Raw genomic sequence first — 15,465 nt, forward strand, 5'->3', positions numbered from 1 at the left:
CACTCCGGCATGTCGGGGGACCGTACCCGGACCCGTCGGCCCGAAACCGGGTCAGAACTCGGCGAACAGGTACGGCAGCTCGCGCGGGAAGAGCCGCCGCAACTCGGTTGCGGCCTCGGGGCCGACCTGCCCCAGCCCGCGTACGTCCACCTCGGCCGGGTCGAGCACCCCGAACGCCAGCGCGGAGAGCCCGGCGGCGGTGAGCGTCGCCGACGGGACCGACCCGCCGGAGGCCAGTTCCAGCCGGCCGGTCGTGCCGTCGAGAACATGGGTGCCGGCCAGCCACCGGTCGTCGACCAGCTCGACGCGGACCCGACCCGAACCGGCCGGCAGCCCGGCGAGCGCGTCCAACGAGAGCAGCCGGGCCATCGGAGCGGACGAGCCGGGTCGGGTCACCCTCGCCTCGACGTGCAGCGCCAGGTCGGTCAGCCACAACTCGGGCAGCTCGTCGGCGGCGACCTGGAGGCTGACCCGCTCCACCTGGTCGACGTGCCGGGCGAGGAACTGCAACAGCAGCGCCCGGGCGTACGGGTCGGCGGTGAGCAGGTCGTCGCCGTGCAGCTCACCGCCGTGGTCGTCGATCCGGTACGTGAGCACGCCAGCCGTCGCGCCGCCGATCCGCGCCGAGACCAGCCAGCGGTCGTCGCGGTCGCGCAGGCCGGCCGCCCGGTAGTCCGGGAAGATCGCGAAGCCGTGCCGCTCCCGCAGGCAGCGCTCGGTGAACGATCGGAAACCGGCGTACCCGGCCCCGATCCGTTCCCAGGTCACCTCGCCCGGCAGTTCCGCCCGCAGCAGCGGGGCCAGGTCGGCCGGGGAGAACCGGACAGTGCGCGCCCGGGGCAGCCCTACGTAGCCGAACCGCTCGTAGAAGCCGGCCCGGAACGGGTACAGCGCGGTGAGCGGATGCCCCTCGTCGCGCATCTCGTCGAGGAGTTGGTGCATCAGCGCCCGGACGTGCCCCTGCCGGCGGGCCAGCGGATGGGTCGCCACCCCGGCCACCCCGGCCATCGGCAGCACCCGACCGCGCAGGTTCTGCCGCATCGGGATGGCGCTGGCCGCCGCCTGGGTCTCGCCGCCCTCCTCGACCACCAGCGTCCGGTTGCCCTTGTTGTACGGCAGGTACTGGTGGAACGCCTCCACCCGCTCCCGCGTCGGCGGGGACGCCTCGAAGGCGTAGGTCTGGAGCGGGAAGCTGGTGGTCAGGCGTTCTTCGGCGGCCAGTCGGCGGAGGGGCATCCACCTATCCCAACCCGGTTGGCGGCCCGCCGCAACCCGACTGACCGGCTCACACCTCGAACAGGTCGGAGACCACCACGGTCACGTTGTCCGGCGCGCCGGCCTGGTGGGCCAGCTTCACCAACTGCTCGCCGCACTGCTGCCGGTCGCCGTACGTGGTCAGCGCGGCGTGGATCGCCGTGTCCTCCACGTAGTCGGAGAGCCCGTCGCTGCACAGCAGCAGCCGGTCGCCGACGAACAGGGTCAGCACCCCGATGGCCGGTGGCGCGTCCGCGCCCTGCACCGCCCGGGTCACCAGCGAGCGCTGCGGGTGGTGCCGAGCCTGGTCGGGGGAGAGCGTCCCCTGGTCCACCAGAGCCTGGACGAAGGTGTCGTCCCGGGTGAGCTGGGTCAGTTCCCCGTCGCGCAGCAGGTAGCAGCGAGAGTCCCCGACCTGGGCGAGGACCAGGGTGTCCCCGGCGAGCAGGCCGGCGGTCAGGGTCGTACCCATGCCGTCGCGGGCGGGATCGGCGGTGATCGCGGCGCGGATGCGCTGGTTGGCGGTGGCGACCACGGCGCGCAGCGCCTCCGCGGCCTCGTTCGGGACGGTCGGTGGGACCAACTCGTCCAGGATCCGGATGACGATCTCGCTGGCCACCTCGCCGGCGGGGAGCCCGCCCATGCCGTCGGCCACCGCTACCAGGCGGTCACCGGCGAGGGCGGAGTCCTCGTTGTTGGTGCGGACCAGGCCGACATCGTTGAGGATGGCCGAGCGGAGGATCAGCGTCATGCCCCCAAGCTTGCCGGATGCACCCGGTTGTCGTCTGCACGCGCGGCGCCTGGCGTGAAGAAATGATCTGCGCTCTCCACTGTCGACGGTGCGCGGCGCGACGTTGCGTGTCGGTTCAGCGGCGGGGGTAGCGCAGCAGCAGGCTGGCGGCGACCTCCTCGTCGCCGAGCGCCGCGTAGACGTGCGGGACGTCCGACGTCCAGCGCAGGTGGCCGCCGGCGGTGGCGGTCGCGGGCGCGTCCGCGGGGCCCGCCCGCAGCATGCCCGAGAAGACCGTGACGTGTTCGGTGACGCCCGCCTGGTGCGCCGGGGAGAGCTGCTCCGCGCCGGGGCGCACCCGTAGCCGGTAGAGCTCGTAGCTGGCGTCGGTGTCGGTGAACGACTCCAGCAGGGTCGCGGTGACCGTGGCGCCCTGCACGGTGGGGGTCGTCGCCGGCCCGGACAGCACAGCCGCCAGCGGTACGCCGAGCTGCGCGGTGATCGCGTACAGCGTCTCCAGGGTGGGGTTGCGCAGGCCGTTCTCCAGGGCGGAGAGGGTGGCTTTTCCCACTCCCGCCGTGCGGGCCAGGGTGGAGAGCGAGACGCCCCGCTTCTCGCGCAGCACTCGGATCCGCCGTCCCACCGCGTCCGGGTCGGCGTCGAGTGGTCGCCGCCGGTCTGGTCGCGCTCCGGTCATGCCGCTATGGTGCTACACGTTCCTGTTTCGTAAACGGAACGATCGGGAGGGTGGGGATGGCGGAGCGGCTGCAACCGGTGCTGGCCGGCGTGGTGACCGCGCTGGTCGGCTTCGCCAGCTCGTTCACGGTGGTGCTCGCCGGGCTGCGCGCCGTCGGCGCCGGCGAGGCCCAGGCGGCCTCCGGGTTGCTCGCGGTAAGCGTCGCCTCCGGGCTGTGCGCGCTCTGGCTCGGGCTGCGGCACCGGATGCCGATCGCGATCGCCTGGTCCACGCCCGGCGCCGCGCTGCTGGTGGCGACCGGGCCGGTGCCCGGCGGTTGGCCGGCGGCGGTAGGGGCCTTCCTGGTCTGCGGGCTGTTGATCGTGGCCGCCGGGCTCTTCCCCGCGCTGGGTCGGGCGGTCGCCGCCATCCCCGGCCCGTTGGCGGCGGCGATGCTGGCCGGGGTGCTGCTGCCGCTCTGCACCGCCCCGGTGCGGGCACTGGTGGCGGTGCCCCGACTCGCCGTACCGGTGATTGTCGTCTGGCTGGTGCTGCACCGCTTCGCCCGGCGCTGGGCGGTGCCCGGCGCGTTGGTGGCGGCGGCGGTGGCGATCGCGTCGACAACGCCGGGCGGGACAGTGGGCCGCCTGTGGCCGGTGGTCGAGCTGACCCCGCCCGCGTTCACCGTGCCGGCGCTGGTCGGTCTGGCGCTGCCGCTCTTCCTGGTCACCATGGCCGCGCAGAACGTCCCCGGTGCGGCCGTGCTGCGAAACTACGGCTACCAGCCGCCGTTCGGCCCCGCGCTGCGGGTGACCGGGCTGGCCGGCGTGCTGGGCGCCCCGGCCGGTGGGCACGCCGTCAACCTCGCCGCGATCACCGCCGCCCTCGCCGCCGGCCCGGACGCCCACCCGGATCCGGACCGCCGGTGGATCGCCTCGGTGACCGCCGGTGTCGGCATGGCCCTGCTCGGCCTCGGCGCCGGGGTGGCCACCGCGCTGGTGCTGCTCTCCCCACCGGTGCTGATCGAGGCGGTGGCCGGGCTGGCGCTGCTCGGCGCGCTCGCGACCGCGGTCGCCTCGGCGGTCGCCGAACCGGGCAGCCGGGAGGCGGCGGTGGTGACCTTCGTGGTCACCGCCTCGGGAGTGAGCCTGCTCGGCGTGGGAGGCGCGTTCTGGGGACTCGTCGCCGGCTGGCTGATGCTGCTCCTCTTCCGCCGCCGCGACCGGCCCGCCGCTCCGCCGGCCGACGTCGACAGCGGTCGGGCGGAAAGGGCGACCGTCACGTCCACGTCGGCGGTCAGCGGTCGCGGCCCCGGGTCGTAACCCGCCCGCCGTCGGCGTACAGGCGTCCAACCGCCGCTCGTCCCACCGCACCGTCTGACTGCGCCGCCACCGAGCCCGCTCGGCCACCGTCGTCGCGATCATCGTGCCGACGGTGCCGACCACCACACCGATCAGCGCCGGCAGTTGCGTCAGCAGGGTCTCCAGCAGCCTCATCGACATTCCCCAACGCGATCCGGTCACGCCGTCCGCGCGTGACGTCCATCAGGACAGGATGCCGGTGGGTGTCTACCAGCCGCTTCTCCTCACTCCTCCGGCGGGAGGTCGCCGGCGGGTACGTCGAGGCGTACCTGGCCGTCGGTGACCGCGGCGATCTGGTCGGCCAGCACGTAGACCGCGCCGGTGCGGGCCAGCCCGGTGGAGACCTTCAGGTAGCCGGTGCGCAGCAGTCGGGCGGCCAGGTCGGCCGGCACGTCGGGCTCTTCGGCCGCAGCCGCCTCGATCAGCTCGTCGAGGCGGCTGCCCGGGCCGGCGGTGGGTGCCTGCACGGTCACCGCGTTGGGGTCGCCGCGCTCGACCAGGTCGACCGTGCCGACCTCGACCCCCACGGCGTCCACCACCCGCATCCCGGTGGTGACCCGGGAGAGGACCGCCTGCTGCTCGATGCCCTGTTGCTCCATTCCCGCGCGGTTCCCACCCCCGCCCCGCGCTAAACGCCGGCCTGTCCCCGCCTCACCTCGACGCCCGTCGGGTCGTCAGTGGGCGGGGCCCAGGCGCTCGGTGGGCGCGGGGACAGCTCCCGCCAGGCATCCGTCCCTTCGAGGAGCGCCCGGACGGTCTCCTCGGCCTCGTCGACGCTGGCGTACTCGTAGAACTGGGAGACACCCTCGGCGCCACCGGCCCGCTGCTCGACGTGCCACCGGTCGCCGTCCACCCGGAGGAAGACGTCCCGCCGGGCCAGCCGCCCCCACTTGCCGTTCCACCAGTGCCTACGCTGCTCCATGGCCGGACTCTATCGAACAGGTGTACGAGATGAACCGGCCCCTGTGGGATTCCCGCAGGGGCCGGACCGCGTCAGGGGTGTCAGCGCGGGGCGGGCGGCTCCGTGCGCCGACCCAGCACGTCGTCCAGCGCGCCGCGCTGGGCCGGGGTGCCCTGGCCGCCGGCGAGCAGCGCGTCCCGGATCTCGGTGAGCAGCTTGACCTCCTCGCTGGGCGCCTTCGGTGGCGGCTCCTCGCCCCGCTGCCGCCGCTCGGCGAGCCTGTTCATCGGAAAGACGACGAGGAAGTAGAGCACCGCCGCGGTGAGCAGGAAGGTGATGACCGCGTTGACGAACGCGGCCCAGTCCATGAGGTTGCCCTCGCTGATCTCCCAGGCTCCGGCGAACTGGTCCTTGCCGCCGCCGACCAGCTTGATGATCGGCTTGAGAAATGCGTTCGTGAACGCCGTGACCAGGCCGGTGAACGCGGCGCCGATGACGACACCGACCGCCAGGTCGACGACGTTGCCGCGCATGATGAAGTCTTTGAAGCCCTTGAGCATCCGCACTCCCGTGCTGTCCGTCCTGTGTTCGGGACAACCTATGCCCCCGGCGGCGGTTCCAGGAAAGCCCCGGCCTCGGCCGCCGCCCGCGCCGGGTCGCCGGCCCGGATCGCCTCGACCAGCCGGCCGTGGTCCACGTACCGTTCCGGCTCCAGCGCGTCACCCATCGCCTGCGCCACGGTGCTGCGCAGCGCGGCCCCGACCGAGGCGTAGAGCTCGGCGAGCATCCCGTTGTGGGCGGCGGCGACCACCGCCGTGTGCAGGGCCGCGTCGGCCTCCACGAACTCCTCGACCCGGCCCGAGCGCCAGGCGGCCTCCCGGGCGGCGAGCGCGCCGTCGAGGGCCGCCACATCCTGCGGGGTACGCCGCAACGCGGCCAGCCGGGCGGCCTCCACCTCGAAGGCGCGCCGCACCTCGACCACCTCGGCCATCCGGTCGTCGGTGAGCCGTCGGGCCACCACGGGGGCCAGCTCGTCGGTCGACACCACGTACGTGCCCGAGCCCTGCCGGCATTCCAGCACGCCGGCGTGCACCAGGGCGCGGACCGCCTCACGGACGGTGTTCCGTCCGACGCCGAGCGCGGCGACCAGTTGCGGTTCGGTGGGGATCCGGCCACCGACCGGCCACTCGCCGCCGAGGATGCGGGCCCGCAACTGCGCGATGGTCTGCCGCACCCGATGGCCGCGTGGCGGCACGGCGGTGACGTCCGTCGGAAGTGTCACCGGTTACAACTCCTGCCGAAAATTCATCCCATGATTGTAGGTTCGAGGTCATGACCCCGCCACCCACCAGCACCGCCGCCCCCACCGGCCGGTCGGTCACCGGAACGAGCGTGCCCACCGTCCCGCCGGGAACGTCCGTCGAGACCCGCCGGCCGACGTCCGGCGGCCCGCTGGTGCTGGTCGCGATGCTGCTGGTGGCGCTCAACCTGCGCGCCGCGGTCACCAGCCTCGGCGCCCTCCTCGACGAGGTGCGCACCGGGCTGGCGCTCTCCGGCACCATGGCGGGGTTCGTCACCACGCTGCCCACCATCGCCTTCGCCGGTCTCGGCGCGCTCACCCCCTGGTTGGTCCGCCGCTGGCCGGCGACCCGGGTGCTGGTGCTGGCGATGCTCGCCCTCACCGTGGGGCAACTGCTCCGGGTCGCCACCGACTCGGCGGCCGTCTTCGTCCTCACCAGCGCGCTCGCGCTGGCCGGCATCGCGGTGGCGAACATCCTGCTGCCGATGCTGGTCAAGCAGCACTTCCCGCACCGCACCGGGTTGGTCACCGGTGCGTACACGATGGCCCTGACCGTCGGCACGACGGTGGCCGCCGCCGCCGCGGTGCCGGTCGCCCACGCCTTCGGCTCCTGGCGGGCCGGCCTGGGCGTCTGGGCCGGGCTGGCCGCGGTGGCCGTGTTGCCGTGGGTGCCGCTGGCGCTGCGGGACCGCGCCGCCCGACGGGCCGCGACCGCCGTGGTGACGCCTGCGCCCCGCGTCCGGATCCGGCCGGGACGCACCCGGCTGGGTTGGGCGATGGCCGTCTACTTCGGCGCGCAGTCACTCAGCGGGTACGCGATCATGGGCTGGCTGGCGCAGCTCTTCCGGGACGCCGGCTACCGTCCCGAGGCCGCCGGGCTGCTGCTCGCCGGCGTCACCGCGCTCGGCGTGCCGGTCGCTCTGGGGATGCCGACCCTGGCCGGCCGGCTGGGCACCCTGCGCCCGCTGGTGCTCTCGCTGACCGCCTTCTCCACCGCCGCCTACCTGGGTCTGGCGCTGGCCCCGCACGGCCTCGCGCCGCTGTGGGTGCTGCTGCTCGCCCTCGGCCAGGGGGCCTTCCCGCTGATCCTGACCACCATCGGCCTGCGCGCCCGCACGGCCGAGGGCACCGTCGCGCTGTCGGCGTTCGCGCAGAGCACCGGATACGTCATAGCCGCGCTCGGCCCGCTGCTGGTCGGCGTCCTCTACGAGACGACCGGAGGCTGGACCGCCCCGATCGGGTTCCTGCTCGGCGCGCTCGCCGTGCAGACGGGCGCGGGCATGGTCATCGCCCGCCCCCGGTTCATCGAGGACGAGCGATGAGGGCGTGGGTCAGGAGGAGGCCGGTGTGGGTTCGCCGGCGACGGCCTGCTCCACTGTCGGGTAGGTGTGCAGCACCTCGACCAGGCCACTGACCTCGAGGATGCGCAGCACGCCGCGCTGCGGGGCGGCCAGCCGGACCACGCCGCCGGCCTCGTCGCAGCTGTTCTTGGCGCGTACGAAGACCGACAGCCCCGTCGAGTCGCAGAACGACACGTTCGCGAGGTCGAACACGAGACGACTGTGGCCCTTGTCGAGCAGGTCGGTGATCTGGTCCTGCAGCTGCGGTGCGGTCGCCATGTCGAGCTCGCCCGCGACCGACACGACGACCACGTCGCCGCGCTGTTCCGTGTGCACCGTCAAGGACATTCGGACCTCCTGTTATCGGTGGAACGGTATCCCACGAACGGGGTACCACGCAGAACGGGAGGAGGTTCCGGTGGGCTCGATCATTCCTTTGCCTCGTGACAAGTAAAGGGCCGGCACCGGTGATAGAGTCCGCCCCGTCCGGCGCAGAGGAGGGATCATGGCTCTGACCGCGGAGGAGAGCGGCCGGCTCGTCGGCCTGCTGGCGGCGCACGCGGAGCGTGTCGTCCAGCGCTGGGCGGACATCGTCGCCGCGTCGCTGCACGGCCGGCTCAGCCAGGCCGAACTGCGCCTGCAGGTGCAGGAGCTGCACCGTAGCATGATCGACGCCGGTGCCGAAGGGCTCACCGACATCCAGTCGGAGGGCGCCGGTGAACTGCGGGCGGCGCTCGCCGAGCTGTCCCGAGGCTGGGCCCGGCAGGGCTTCTCGGCCACCGAGACCGCGGTGGGCCTCTACGCCCTCAAGGACGTGCTGGTCGAGCTGGCCGAAGCCGGTGAGGTGGAGCTGCGGGACGTCGTCGCCTTCGGCGGCCTCATCGACCGGATGGGCCTGTTCACCTTCGAGACCTACGTGCACACGCGCGAGGGCCTGATCGCCGACCAGGCCGAGCAGCTGCTCGAACTCTCCACCCCGGTGGTCAAGATCTGGGACGGCGTGGTCGCCGTGCCGCTGGTCGGCACGCTCGACTCGGCCCGCGCCCAGGTGGTGATGGAGCGGCTGCTCCAGACCCTGGTCGACACCGGCTCCCCGCACGCGATCATCGACATCACCGGTGTGCCGGCGGTCGACACCCAGGTCGCCCAGCACATCCTCAAGACGGTGGTGGCCGCCCGGCTGATGGGCGCCGACTGCATCATCTCCGGCATCCGGCCGCAGATCGCGCAGACCATCGTCGCCCTCGGCATCGAGTTCGGTGACATCGCCACCAAGGCCAGCCTGGCCGACGCGCTGCGGCACGTGCTGCGGCTCACCGGGGTGGAGGCCGCTCGCCGCCAGCCGCGCAGGGAAGCGTGATGGAGCGGGTGCCGGTCCTCAAGATCGGCGACATCCTGCTGGTGTCCATCCAGATCGACATGTCCGACCAGACCGCGCTCGCCCTCCAGGAGGACCTGGCCGAGCGGATCGTGGCGACCGGCTGCCACGGTGTCATCATCGACATCACCGCGCTGGACATCGTCGACTCCTTCGTCGGTCGGATGCTCTCCACCATCGCCTCGATCTCCCGGGTGCTCGACGCCGAGACGGTGGTCGTCGGGATGCGCCCCGCCGTCGCCATCACCCTGGTCGAGTTGGGTCTGTCGCTCAACGGCATCCGCACCGCGCTGAACGTCGAACGCGGCATGGAGCTCATCGCGGCGAGCCGTGAGGCCGACCTCACGTACGACGGAGAGGTCGAGTATCCGGAGCCGGGACAGACGGCGACATCACCATGACCGCGGGCGTCGACCTGAGCCCGAAGGCCCAGGCGATCGGCAGCGACGAGGACGTCGTCCGGGTCCGGCAGTTGGTGCGTACGGTGGCGGTGGCTGTCAAACTCTCCCTGGTCGACCAGACCAAGCTGGTCACCGCCGCCAGTGAGCTGGCCCGCAACACGCTGATCTACGGCGGGGGCGGCAGCGCGGAGGTGACGGTCGTGGACGACGGTCGCCGTCGTGGCGTACGCATCGTCTTCGCCGACTCCGGCCCGGGCATCCCCGACCTCGACCTTGCCCTCACCGACGGCTACACCACCGGCGGCGGCCTCGGCCTCGGCCTCAGCGGCGCCCGCCGGTTGGTCGACGAGTTCGACGTCGAGACCGCCGCCGGAAACGGCACTCGGGTCACGGTGACGAAGTGGTCCCGGTGAGCGCCGAGAGCGTCCCCGCCGCCGGCGGCTGGTACCGCGTGGAGTCCGGCGGTGCGGCGAGTACGGTCCGGCGGACCGCCGAACGGCTCGGCACCCAGGTGGGTTTGACCCCGAACCGCGTCGCCGAACTCGCCATCGTCACCGCGGAACTCACCAGCAACCTGGTCAAGCACGCCGAGGAGGGCATGGTGCTGGTCCGCCCGGTGCGGGTGGCGGGCGAGGCCGGCGTGGAGCTGGTCGCGGTGGACTCCGGGCCCGGCATGGCCGACCTGACGGTCTCCGCCCGCGACGGCCACTCCACCACCGGCACCCTCGGCATCGGCCTCGGCGCCATCGACCGGCAGGCGACCTGGTACGACGCCTGGTCGTGGCGGGGCAGGGGCACCGTTTCGGTGGTGCAGGTCTGGGCGAAGGACGTGCCCGCGCCACCGATGTGGGCGGCCGGGCTGACCCGGCCGATCACCGGTGAGCAGATCAGCGGCGACGGTCACGCGGTGCGGGTGGTTCAGGGGCGGCACCAGGTGCTGGTCTGCGACGGCCTCGGGCACGGCAGCCTCGCCGGTGCCGCCGCCGACGCCGCCCTGGCCGCGTTCCGCACCGCGCCGGTCGCGCCGCCCGCCGTGGTGGTGCGGCACCTGCACCAGTCGATGGCGCACACCCGGGGCGCGGCCGTGGCGGTGGCCGAGCTCGACCCGCCGGCACGCCTGCTGCGCTACGCGGGTGTCGGCAACATCACCGGCGTCGTCCTCGGCCCCGACGGCGGCCGGAAGCACCTGGTGTCGCTGCCCGGAATCGCCGGTCACCAGCGGCCGGTGGTCCGGGAGTACGACTATGCGTTCCCACCCGACGCGACCCTGGTGATGCACAGCGACGGGGTGGTCGGCCGGTGGCGGATCGAGGACTATCCGGGGTTGACCGGCCGTTCGCCGCTGGTGGTCGCCGCCACCCTGCTGCGGGACGCCGGCGTTCGGCGCGACGACGCCTGCGTGCTGGTCGCCAGGAGCCCGGTGTGAGGCGGGCCGAGCCGCTCCTGCAGATGGCGCTCCGGGTCGAGCAGGACATCTTCATCGTCCGGCAGCGAGCCCGGGAGGTTGCCGCCGCCGTCGGACTGGAGCACCAGGACCAGATCCGGGTCGCCACCGCGCTCAGCGAGGTGGCCCGGGACCTGCTGCGGGTCGTGGGTGGCGCCGATGTCGCCTTCACCGTGGCCGAGGCCCCGGGCGGTCGCGGTGCTCTGTGGGTCGATCTCACGCCGGTGCGTCCGCTGCCGGAGGGCCGGTACGAGCCGCAGTCCGGCGCGGTGGGGCGTCTGCTGGACACACTGGGCGTGTCCAGCCGCGAGGGGGATACGGTCGTGAGGATGTCCCGACGTATTCCGGCCTCCACCGCCCCGCTGACCTCGGCGCGGCTGGCCGAGCTGCGCGCCCAGCTCGGGCACACCGCGCCGGCCAGCGCCCTGGACGAGCTGGCCACCCAGAACGAGCAGCTCATCGCCGCGCTGGACGAGGTCCGCGGTCAGCGCGACGAGCTGGCTGTGCTCAACGCGGAGCTGGAGGAGACCAACCGCGGGGTGATGGCCCTCTATACCCAGCTCTCCGAGGAGCTGGAGGCGACCAACCGGGGGGTGGTGGCGCTCTACGCGGAGCTGGACGAGAAGTCGGCCCAGCTACGGGCGGCGAGCGAGTCGAAGAGCCGGTTCCTGGCCAACGTCAGCCACGAGTTGCGGGCCCCGGTGACCGCGATCATCGGCCTCGGTCGGCTGCTCACCGACCCGGCCTCCGACCCGCTGAGCCCGGCGCAGGCCGAGCAGGTCGAACTGATCCGCTCCTCCGCCGCGGACCTGCTCTCCCTGGTCAACGACCTGCTCGACCTGGCCAAGGCGGAGTCGGGGCGGATCGAGCCGGAGTGGACGCAGGTGGACCTGCGGGCGGTCTTCGGCCAGCTGCGCGGCACGCTGCGGGCCCTGGCCACCCGGCCGGCGGTGAAGCTGGTGGTGGAGGAGCCGCCCGCGCCGGCCGTGCTCCGGTCGGACGAGGTCCTGCTGTCGCAGGTGCTGCGCAACCTGCTGCACAACGCGCTGAAGTTCACCGAGCGGGGTGAGGTCCGGATGCGCGTCGAGCGGGACGGGGACCGGTGGCGCCTCTCGGTCACCGACACCGGCGTCGGGGTCCCGTCCGAGATGCAGGGGCGGATCTTCGAGGAGTTCTACCAGGTGCCGGGCCTCGGCCGCCGTGGTGGCACCGGTCTCGGCCTGCCGTACGCGCGGCGGCTGGTGACACTGCTCGGTGGCACGCTGGAGCTGGCCAGCGAACCGGGCCGGGGCAGCACCTTCACCGTCGTGCTGCCGGTCAGCGAGGACTGACGGTGGCCGGCGAGCAGGCGACCGTGCTGGTGGTCGACGACAGCCGTACCAAACGGTATCTGCTGGTCAGCTGGCTCACCCGGGCCGGTTTCGAGGTCCGCGAGGCGGAGACGGGCACCGAGGCCCTGGACCGCGTCGCGACCGATCGGATCGACCTGGTGGTGCTCGACGTACGGTTGCCAGACCTGAGCGGCTTCGACGTATGTGAGCGAATCAAGGCGGACCACCCGGCGCTGCCGGTGATCCACGTGTCCGCGCACGCGGTGGACGTGGTGGACCGGGCGCAGGGGCTGACCCGCGGCGCGGACGCGTACCTGACCGAGCCGATCGAGCCCGACGAACTCGTCGCCACCGCTCACGCGGTGCTCCGCTACTACCAGGCGAGACAGCGTGCGGAGCTGCTCGCCGAACGGCTCACCGGGCTGGCCGACACCACCGTCGCGGTGCACGCCGCCGCGAACTTCGCCCGCCTGCTGGAGGAGGCGGTCACCGGCGCGGCCCAGATCTTCAAGAGCCCGGCGACGGTGATCGCCGAAACCTTCGACGGGGAGTGCCTGGCCGGTGTGGCCGCCGGACCGGGAGCACCGCCGGCGATCGTGCCCTGGGTGGTCGACGACACCGACATCCCGAAGGGCGCCACGGTGCGGATCGACGATCCGGTGAACTGGGGGCTGGCGTCGTGGCCGGCCGGGGACACGGTGACGGTGGCGGCGGCCCGACTGCGCGACGACCGCACCCCGATCTACGTGGTGGTGCCGTCGGCCACCCAGACCGCCCGGACGCCGGTGCTGGTGCAGCTCGCCCAGGCGGTCGCCTCCGCGGTGGAGGCGCAGCGCTCCTACGACGAGGAACACCGGATCGCGGTCACCCTCCAGCGCAGCCTGCTACCCCGGCGGCTGCCCGAGGTCGCCGGTCTCGACGTGGCGGTGCGGTACGAGCCGGCCAGCGCGCGGACCGAGGTGGGCGGGGACTTCTACGAACTGGTGATGCTCGACGGTCACCTGCTGGTGGCGATCGGGGACGTGGCCGGCCACTCGCTGCACGCGGCGACCGTGATGGCCGAGCTGCGGCACGCGATGCGGGCGTACGCGGTGGAGGGACACCAGCCCGCGGTGATCCTGGACCGGCTCAACGAGCTGATGCGCTCGCTGCTGCGCAACGAGTTGGCCACCCTGTGCGTCCTGCTGCTGCACCCGTCCACCGGACGGGTCCGGATGGCCAGCGCGGGACACCTGCCGGCGTTGGTCAGCGGTGACGGCCGGGTGGAGTTCATCCAGCAGTCGGCGCCGTTGCTCGGCGTCCGCGCCGCGCGCCCCGACGACCTGGAGTTCGTCCTGCCGCCCGGGGCGACCCTGGTGCTCTACACGGACGGGCTGATCGAGCGGCGGGACGCCACGATCGACGAGGGGCTGGCGGCGCTCGCCGCCTGCGCGGTCCGGGTGGACGACGACCTGGATCGGTTCTGCGAGCGGCTGCTGGTCGAACTGGCGCCGCAGGAGATCCACGACGACGTCGCGGTGGTGGCCGTCCGTCGCCGCTGACCGGCTGGAGGTCGTGGCGGCAGCGTGTCGTCGCGTGGTGTAGGAGGCGTCATGCCTTGCTCATCGTCACATCAACCGGAGCGGCGTGACGCGTCCGTTCTGCCTTTGCTCTGCTGCCACGGACGCATCACCGGCTTGAACAGGCGTTTCCTGCGGACCGGCAAGCCCGGTCGCTGACTGGCCCGTCGCTATCCGTCACTGTTTCGTGGGTGGCAGCAGAGCAAAGGCGCCGGTGCCCCTGCCCGGCCTAGTGAGGGTGAGGTGACTAAGGGTTGCCGCTGATGGTCGCCAAGCACGGTTCGCCGGTCAGGTGATCCGGCCGGGGGAGGTGTGGTCCCGGTGACGCGCGTGGGTGGAGCAGTCACCCGCCGCCGGCGAGTGCGCGGGCGTACGCGCCGGGGGAGACGCCGGTGACCGCGGTGAAGTCCCGGACCAGGTGCGCCTGGTCGCTGTAGCCCAGGTCGGCGGCGAGCGTCGCCCAGTCCTGCGGCGCGACGGCGGCCTGTTCGATCGCCTCCTGGAGCCGGTAGCGCCGGATCACCCACTTCGGCCCGACCCCGACATGTTCCAGGAAGAGGCGTTGCAGCCGCCGGGTGGAGATGCCGTGCCGGCGGGCGAGGTCCGCCACCCGCCGGATGCTCCGGTCGGCGCGGATCTCCGCCACCAGCGTCACCGCCTCGGCCGCCGCCGGGTCGGGCTCCGGAGTCCGGGCGGTGAGGAAGGCGTCCAGGGCGCGGCAGCGCTCCTCATCCGTACCCCGGCAGAGCGCCGACAGTCCGGCGGACCCGGCGCCACCGGCCGGCGGGGCGGCCGTGGGCTGCGGGAAAGCGTCGGGAAACTCGCCCAGCGGGCAGCGTCGATTAGTCAGCTCGGCGACCGGGCGACGCCAGAACGGGCGGAAACCGCCGGGCCGGAACAGGATGCCGCTGACCCTGCCGGTCCCGGTCAGCGTGATCGAGAAGAGCGTCAGCCCGACCCCGGCGATCTCCGCCGACTCGGGGCCACCGTCGGCCTGTTGGAAGACCACGTTGACCGCCGGGTGCGGCACCACGTGCTGCGTGAAAGGGGCGGTCAGCTCCCAGTCGACCAGCCAGTAGTGTTCCACCCAGGCTCGCAGGCCGGGAGCCGGCAGCTGGCGACGGAAGCGCAGCTCCCGCCGGAGCCGGGCCGGATCGAGGATGCCCCGGTGGTCGTCGCGCGGCTGTCGCATTTGTTCAAGACCACCTTCTTACGCTGGCGGCATGGCAACCAAGACTAGTGATCTGCTGGCGGTGGCCGCACCGCGGACCGTCGACGTGGTCCGGGCGATCACCGACGACCAGCTCGACCTGCCCACGCCCTGCCCCGACTACAGGGTGCGAGACCTGACGAACCACCTGTACGACGTGGTGGTCAACTTCCAGGCGCTCGCCGCGCGCCAGGCGGTGGACTGGTCGGCGAAGACCGACCACCTGACCCCGGGGTGGCGGGACGGGTTCGGCACGGAGGCCGGGCGCCTGGTCGAGGCGTGGGCCGACCCGACGGCCGAGGAGGGCGTCTCGCCCGGGATGGGGCTGCCCCAGGCGACGGTCGGCCTGATGGGGTTGATCGACCTGGTGGTGCACGGCTGGGATCTGGCGCGGGCGGTCGGTCGACCATACGAGCCGGCGCCCGAGGCGGTCGCCGTCGGGCACCGGTTCATGGACGAGATGGGCCCGATGGGCCGGCAGATGGGCGCATTCGGCCCGGAGGTGGTCACCGCCCCCGGCTGCACCGAACTGGACCGGCTTCTCGGCCGGGTCGGCCGTGACCCGGGCTGGGGTGCTTGA

General features: G+C 73.1%; 18 protein-coding genes. 9 read left to right on the forward strand and 9 right to left on the reverse strand.

Annotation, left to right across the window (positions count from 1 at the left end; genetic code table 11):
* Positions 1 to 51 precede the first annotated feature (51 nt).
* The 3 genes from E1193_RS12940 to E1193_RS12950 all read right to left on the reverse strand — a co-directional run bounded on the left by E1193_RS12940 (position 52) and on the right by E1193_RS12950 (position 2,681).
* Positions 52 to 1,236, reverse strand: a complete 1,185-nt coding sequence (locus E1193_RS12940) for a GNAT family N-acetyltransferase (protein ID WP_132183430.1) — start codon at positions 1,234 to 1,236, stop codon at positions 52 to 54.
* Positions 1,237 to 1,285: 49 nt separating this feature from the next.
* Positions 1,286 to 2,005: a PP2C family serine/threonine-protein phosphatase gene (locus E1193_RS12945; RefSeq protein ID WP_132183431.1), complete on the reverse strand. Its 720-nt coding sequence runs from the start codon at positions 2,003 to 2,005 to the stop codon at positions 1,286 to 1,288.
* A 115-nt stretch (positions 2,006 to 2,120) separates the two neighbouring features.
* Positions 2,121 to 2,681 (reverse strand): helix-turn-helix transcriptional regulator, encoded by a 561-nt coding sequence (locus tag E1193_RS12950; protein ID WP_132183432.1) that lies wholly within the window; start codon positions 2,679 to 2,681, stop codon positions 2,121 to 2,123.
* A 56-nt stretch (positions 2,682 to 2,737) separates the two neighbouring features.
* On the opposite strand from E1193_RS12950, the gene E1193_RS12955 reads away from it, so the two are divergent.
* Positions 2,738 to 3,982, forward strand: coding sequence for a benzoate/H(+) symporter BenE family transporter (locus E1193_RS12955; RefSeq protein ID WP_132183433.1), 1,245 nt, complete (start codon positions 2,738 to 2,740; stop codon positions 3,980 to 3,982).
* A 263-nt stretch (positions 3,983 to 4,245) separates the two neighbouring features.
* Here the strand turns inward: E1193_RS12955 and E1193_RS12960 are convergent, their stop codons facing one another.
* The 4 genes from E1193_RS12960 to E1193_RS12975 form a co-directional block, all read right to left on the reverse strand.
* The gene (locus E1193_RS12960; RefSeq protein WP_132183454.1) at positions 4,246 to 4,605 is read right to left on the reverse strand and encodes a hypothetical protein; all 360 of its coding nucleotides are present in this window, start codon (positions 4,603 to 4,605) and stop codon (positions 4,246 to 4,248) included.
* Between the two features lie 44 nt (positions 4,606 to 4,649).
* Entirely contained in the window at positions 4,650 to 4,943 is a 294-nt protein-coding gene (locus E1193_RS12965) for a hypothetical protein (protein WP_132183434.1), read from the reverse strand.
* 80 nt (positions 4,944 to 5,023) lie between these two features.
* Positions 5,024 to 5,482, reverse strand: a complete 459-nt coding sequence (gene mscL / locus E1193_RS12970; RefSeq protein WP_132183435.1) for a large conductance mechanosensitive channel protein MscL — start codon at positions 5,480 to 5,482, stop codon at positions 5,024 to 5,026.
* Between the two features lie 38 nt (positions 5,483 to 5,520).
* Complete coding sequence (locus E1193_RS12975; protein ID WP_132183436.1) at positions 5,521 to 6,204, reverse strand: FadR/GntR family transcriptional regulator; 684 nt, start codon at positions 6,202 to 6,204, stop codon at positions 5,521 to 5,523.
* Positions 6,205 to 6,254: 50 nt separating this feature from the next.
* Here E1193_RS12975 and E1193_RS12980 point away from each other — a divergent pair, with 50 nt between their 5' ends.
* Positions 6,255 to 7,544 carry an MFS transporter gene (locus E1193_RS12980; protein ID WP_132183437.1) on the forward strand — a complete coding sequence of 430 codons (1,290 nt, stop codon included), beginning with the start codon at positions 6,255 to 6,257 and terminating at the stop codon, positions 7,542 to 7,544.
* Between the two features lie 9 nt (positions 7,545 to 7,553).
* Here the strand turns inward: E1193_RS12980 and E1193_RS12985 are convergent, their stop codons facing one another.
* Positions 7,554 to 7,910, reverse strand: coding sequence for an STAS domain-containing protein (locus E1193_RS12985; RefSeq protein ID WP_132183438.1), 357 nt, complete (start codon positions 7,908 to 7,910; stop codon positions 7,554 to 7,556).
* Positions 7,911 to 8,067: 157 nt separating this feature from the next.
* Here E1193_RS12985 and E1193_RS12990 point away from each other — a divergent pair, with 157 nt between their 5' ends.
* The 6 genes from E1193_RS12990 to E1193_RS13015 are packed head-to-tail and all read left to right on the forward strand — an operon-like array spanning position 8,068 to position 13,657.
* Positions 8,068 to 8,922, forward strand: a complete 855-nt coding sequence (locus E1193_RS12990) for an STAS domain-containing protein (protein WP_132183439.1) — start codon at positions 8,068 to 8,070, stop codon at positions 8,920 to 8,922.
* The gene (locus E1193_RS12995; RefSeq protein WP_132183440.1) at positions 8,922 to 9,341 is read left to right on the forward strand and encodes an STAS domain-containing protein; all 420 of its coding nucleotides are present in this window, start codon (positions 8,922 to 8,924) and stop codon (positions 9,339 to 9,341) included. Before E1193_RS12990 ends, E1193_RS12995 begins: the two co-directional genes overlap by 1 nt.
* Positions 9,338 to 9,754, forward strand: a complete 417-nt coding sequence (locus E1193_RS13000) for an ATP-binding protein (protein ID WP_132183441.1) — start codon at positions 9,338 to 9,340, stop codon at positions 9,752 to 9,754. Before E1193_RS12995 ends, E1193_RS13000 begins: the two co-directional genes overlap by 4 nt.
* Entirely contained in the window at positions 9,751 to 10,767 is a 1,017-nt protein-coding gene (locus E1193_RS13005; protein ID WP_132183442.1) for a SpoIIE family protein phosphatase, read from the forward strand. The genes E1193_RS13000 and E1193_RS13005 overlap by 4 nt, the downstream gene beginning before the upstream one ends.
* 23 nt (positions 10,768 to 10,790) lie before the next feature.
* Complete coding sequence (locus tag E1193_RS13010; protein ID WP_132183455.1) at positions 10,791 to 12,116, forward strand: sensor histidine kinase; 1,326 nt, start codon at positions 10,791 to 10,793, stop codon at positions 12,114 to 12,116.
* Positions 12,113 to 13,657: a SpoIIE family protein phosphatase gene (locus tag E1193_RS13015; protein ID WP_132183456.1), complete on the forward strand. Its 1,545-nt coding sequence runs from the start codon at positions 12,113 to 12,115 to the stop codon at positions 13,655 to 13,657. The genes E1193_RS13010 and E1193_RS13015 overlap by 4 nt, the downstream gene beginning before the upstream one ends.
* A 361-nt stretch (positions 13,658 to 14,018) precedes the next feature.
* On the opposite strand, the gene E1193_RS13020 is transcribed toward E1193_RS13015, so the two are convergent.
* Positions 14,019 to 14,867: an AraC family transcriptional regulator gene (locus E1193_RS13020; RefSeq protein WP_132183443.1), complete on the reverse strand. Its 849-nt coding sequence runs from the start codon at positions 14,865 to 14,867 to the stop codon at positions 14,019 to 14,021.
* Positions 14,868 to 14,898: 31 nt separating this feature from the next.
* Here E1193_RS13020 and E1193_RS13025 point away from each other — a divergent pair, with 31 nt between their 5' ends.
* Entirely contained in the window at positions 14,899 to 15,465 is a 567-nt protein-coding gene (locus E1193_RS13025) for a TIGR03086 family metal-binding protein (RefSeq protein WP_132183444.1), read from the forward strand.

Origin of the sequence: Micromonospora sp. KC606, assembly GCF_004348675.1 — a bacterium.
Lineage (GTDB): Bacteria > Actinomycetota > Actinomycetes > Mycobacteriales > Micromonosporaceae > Micromonospora.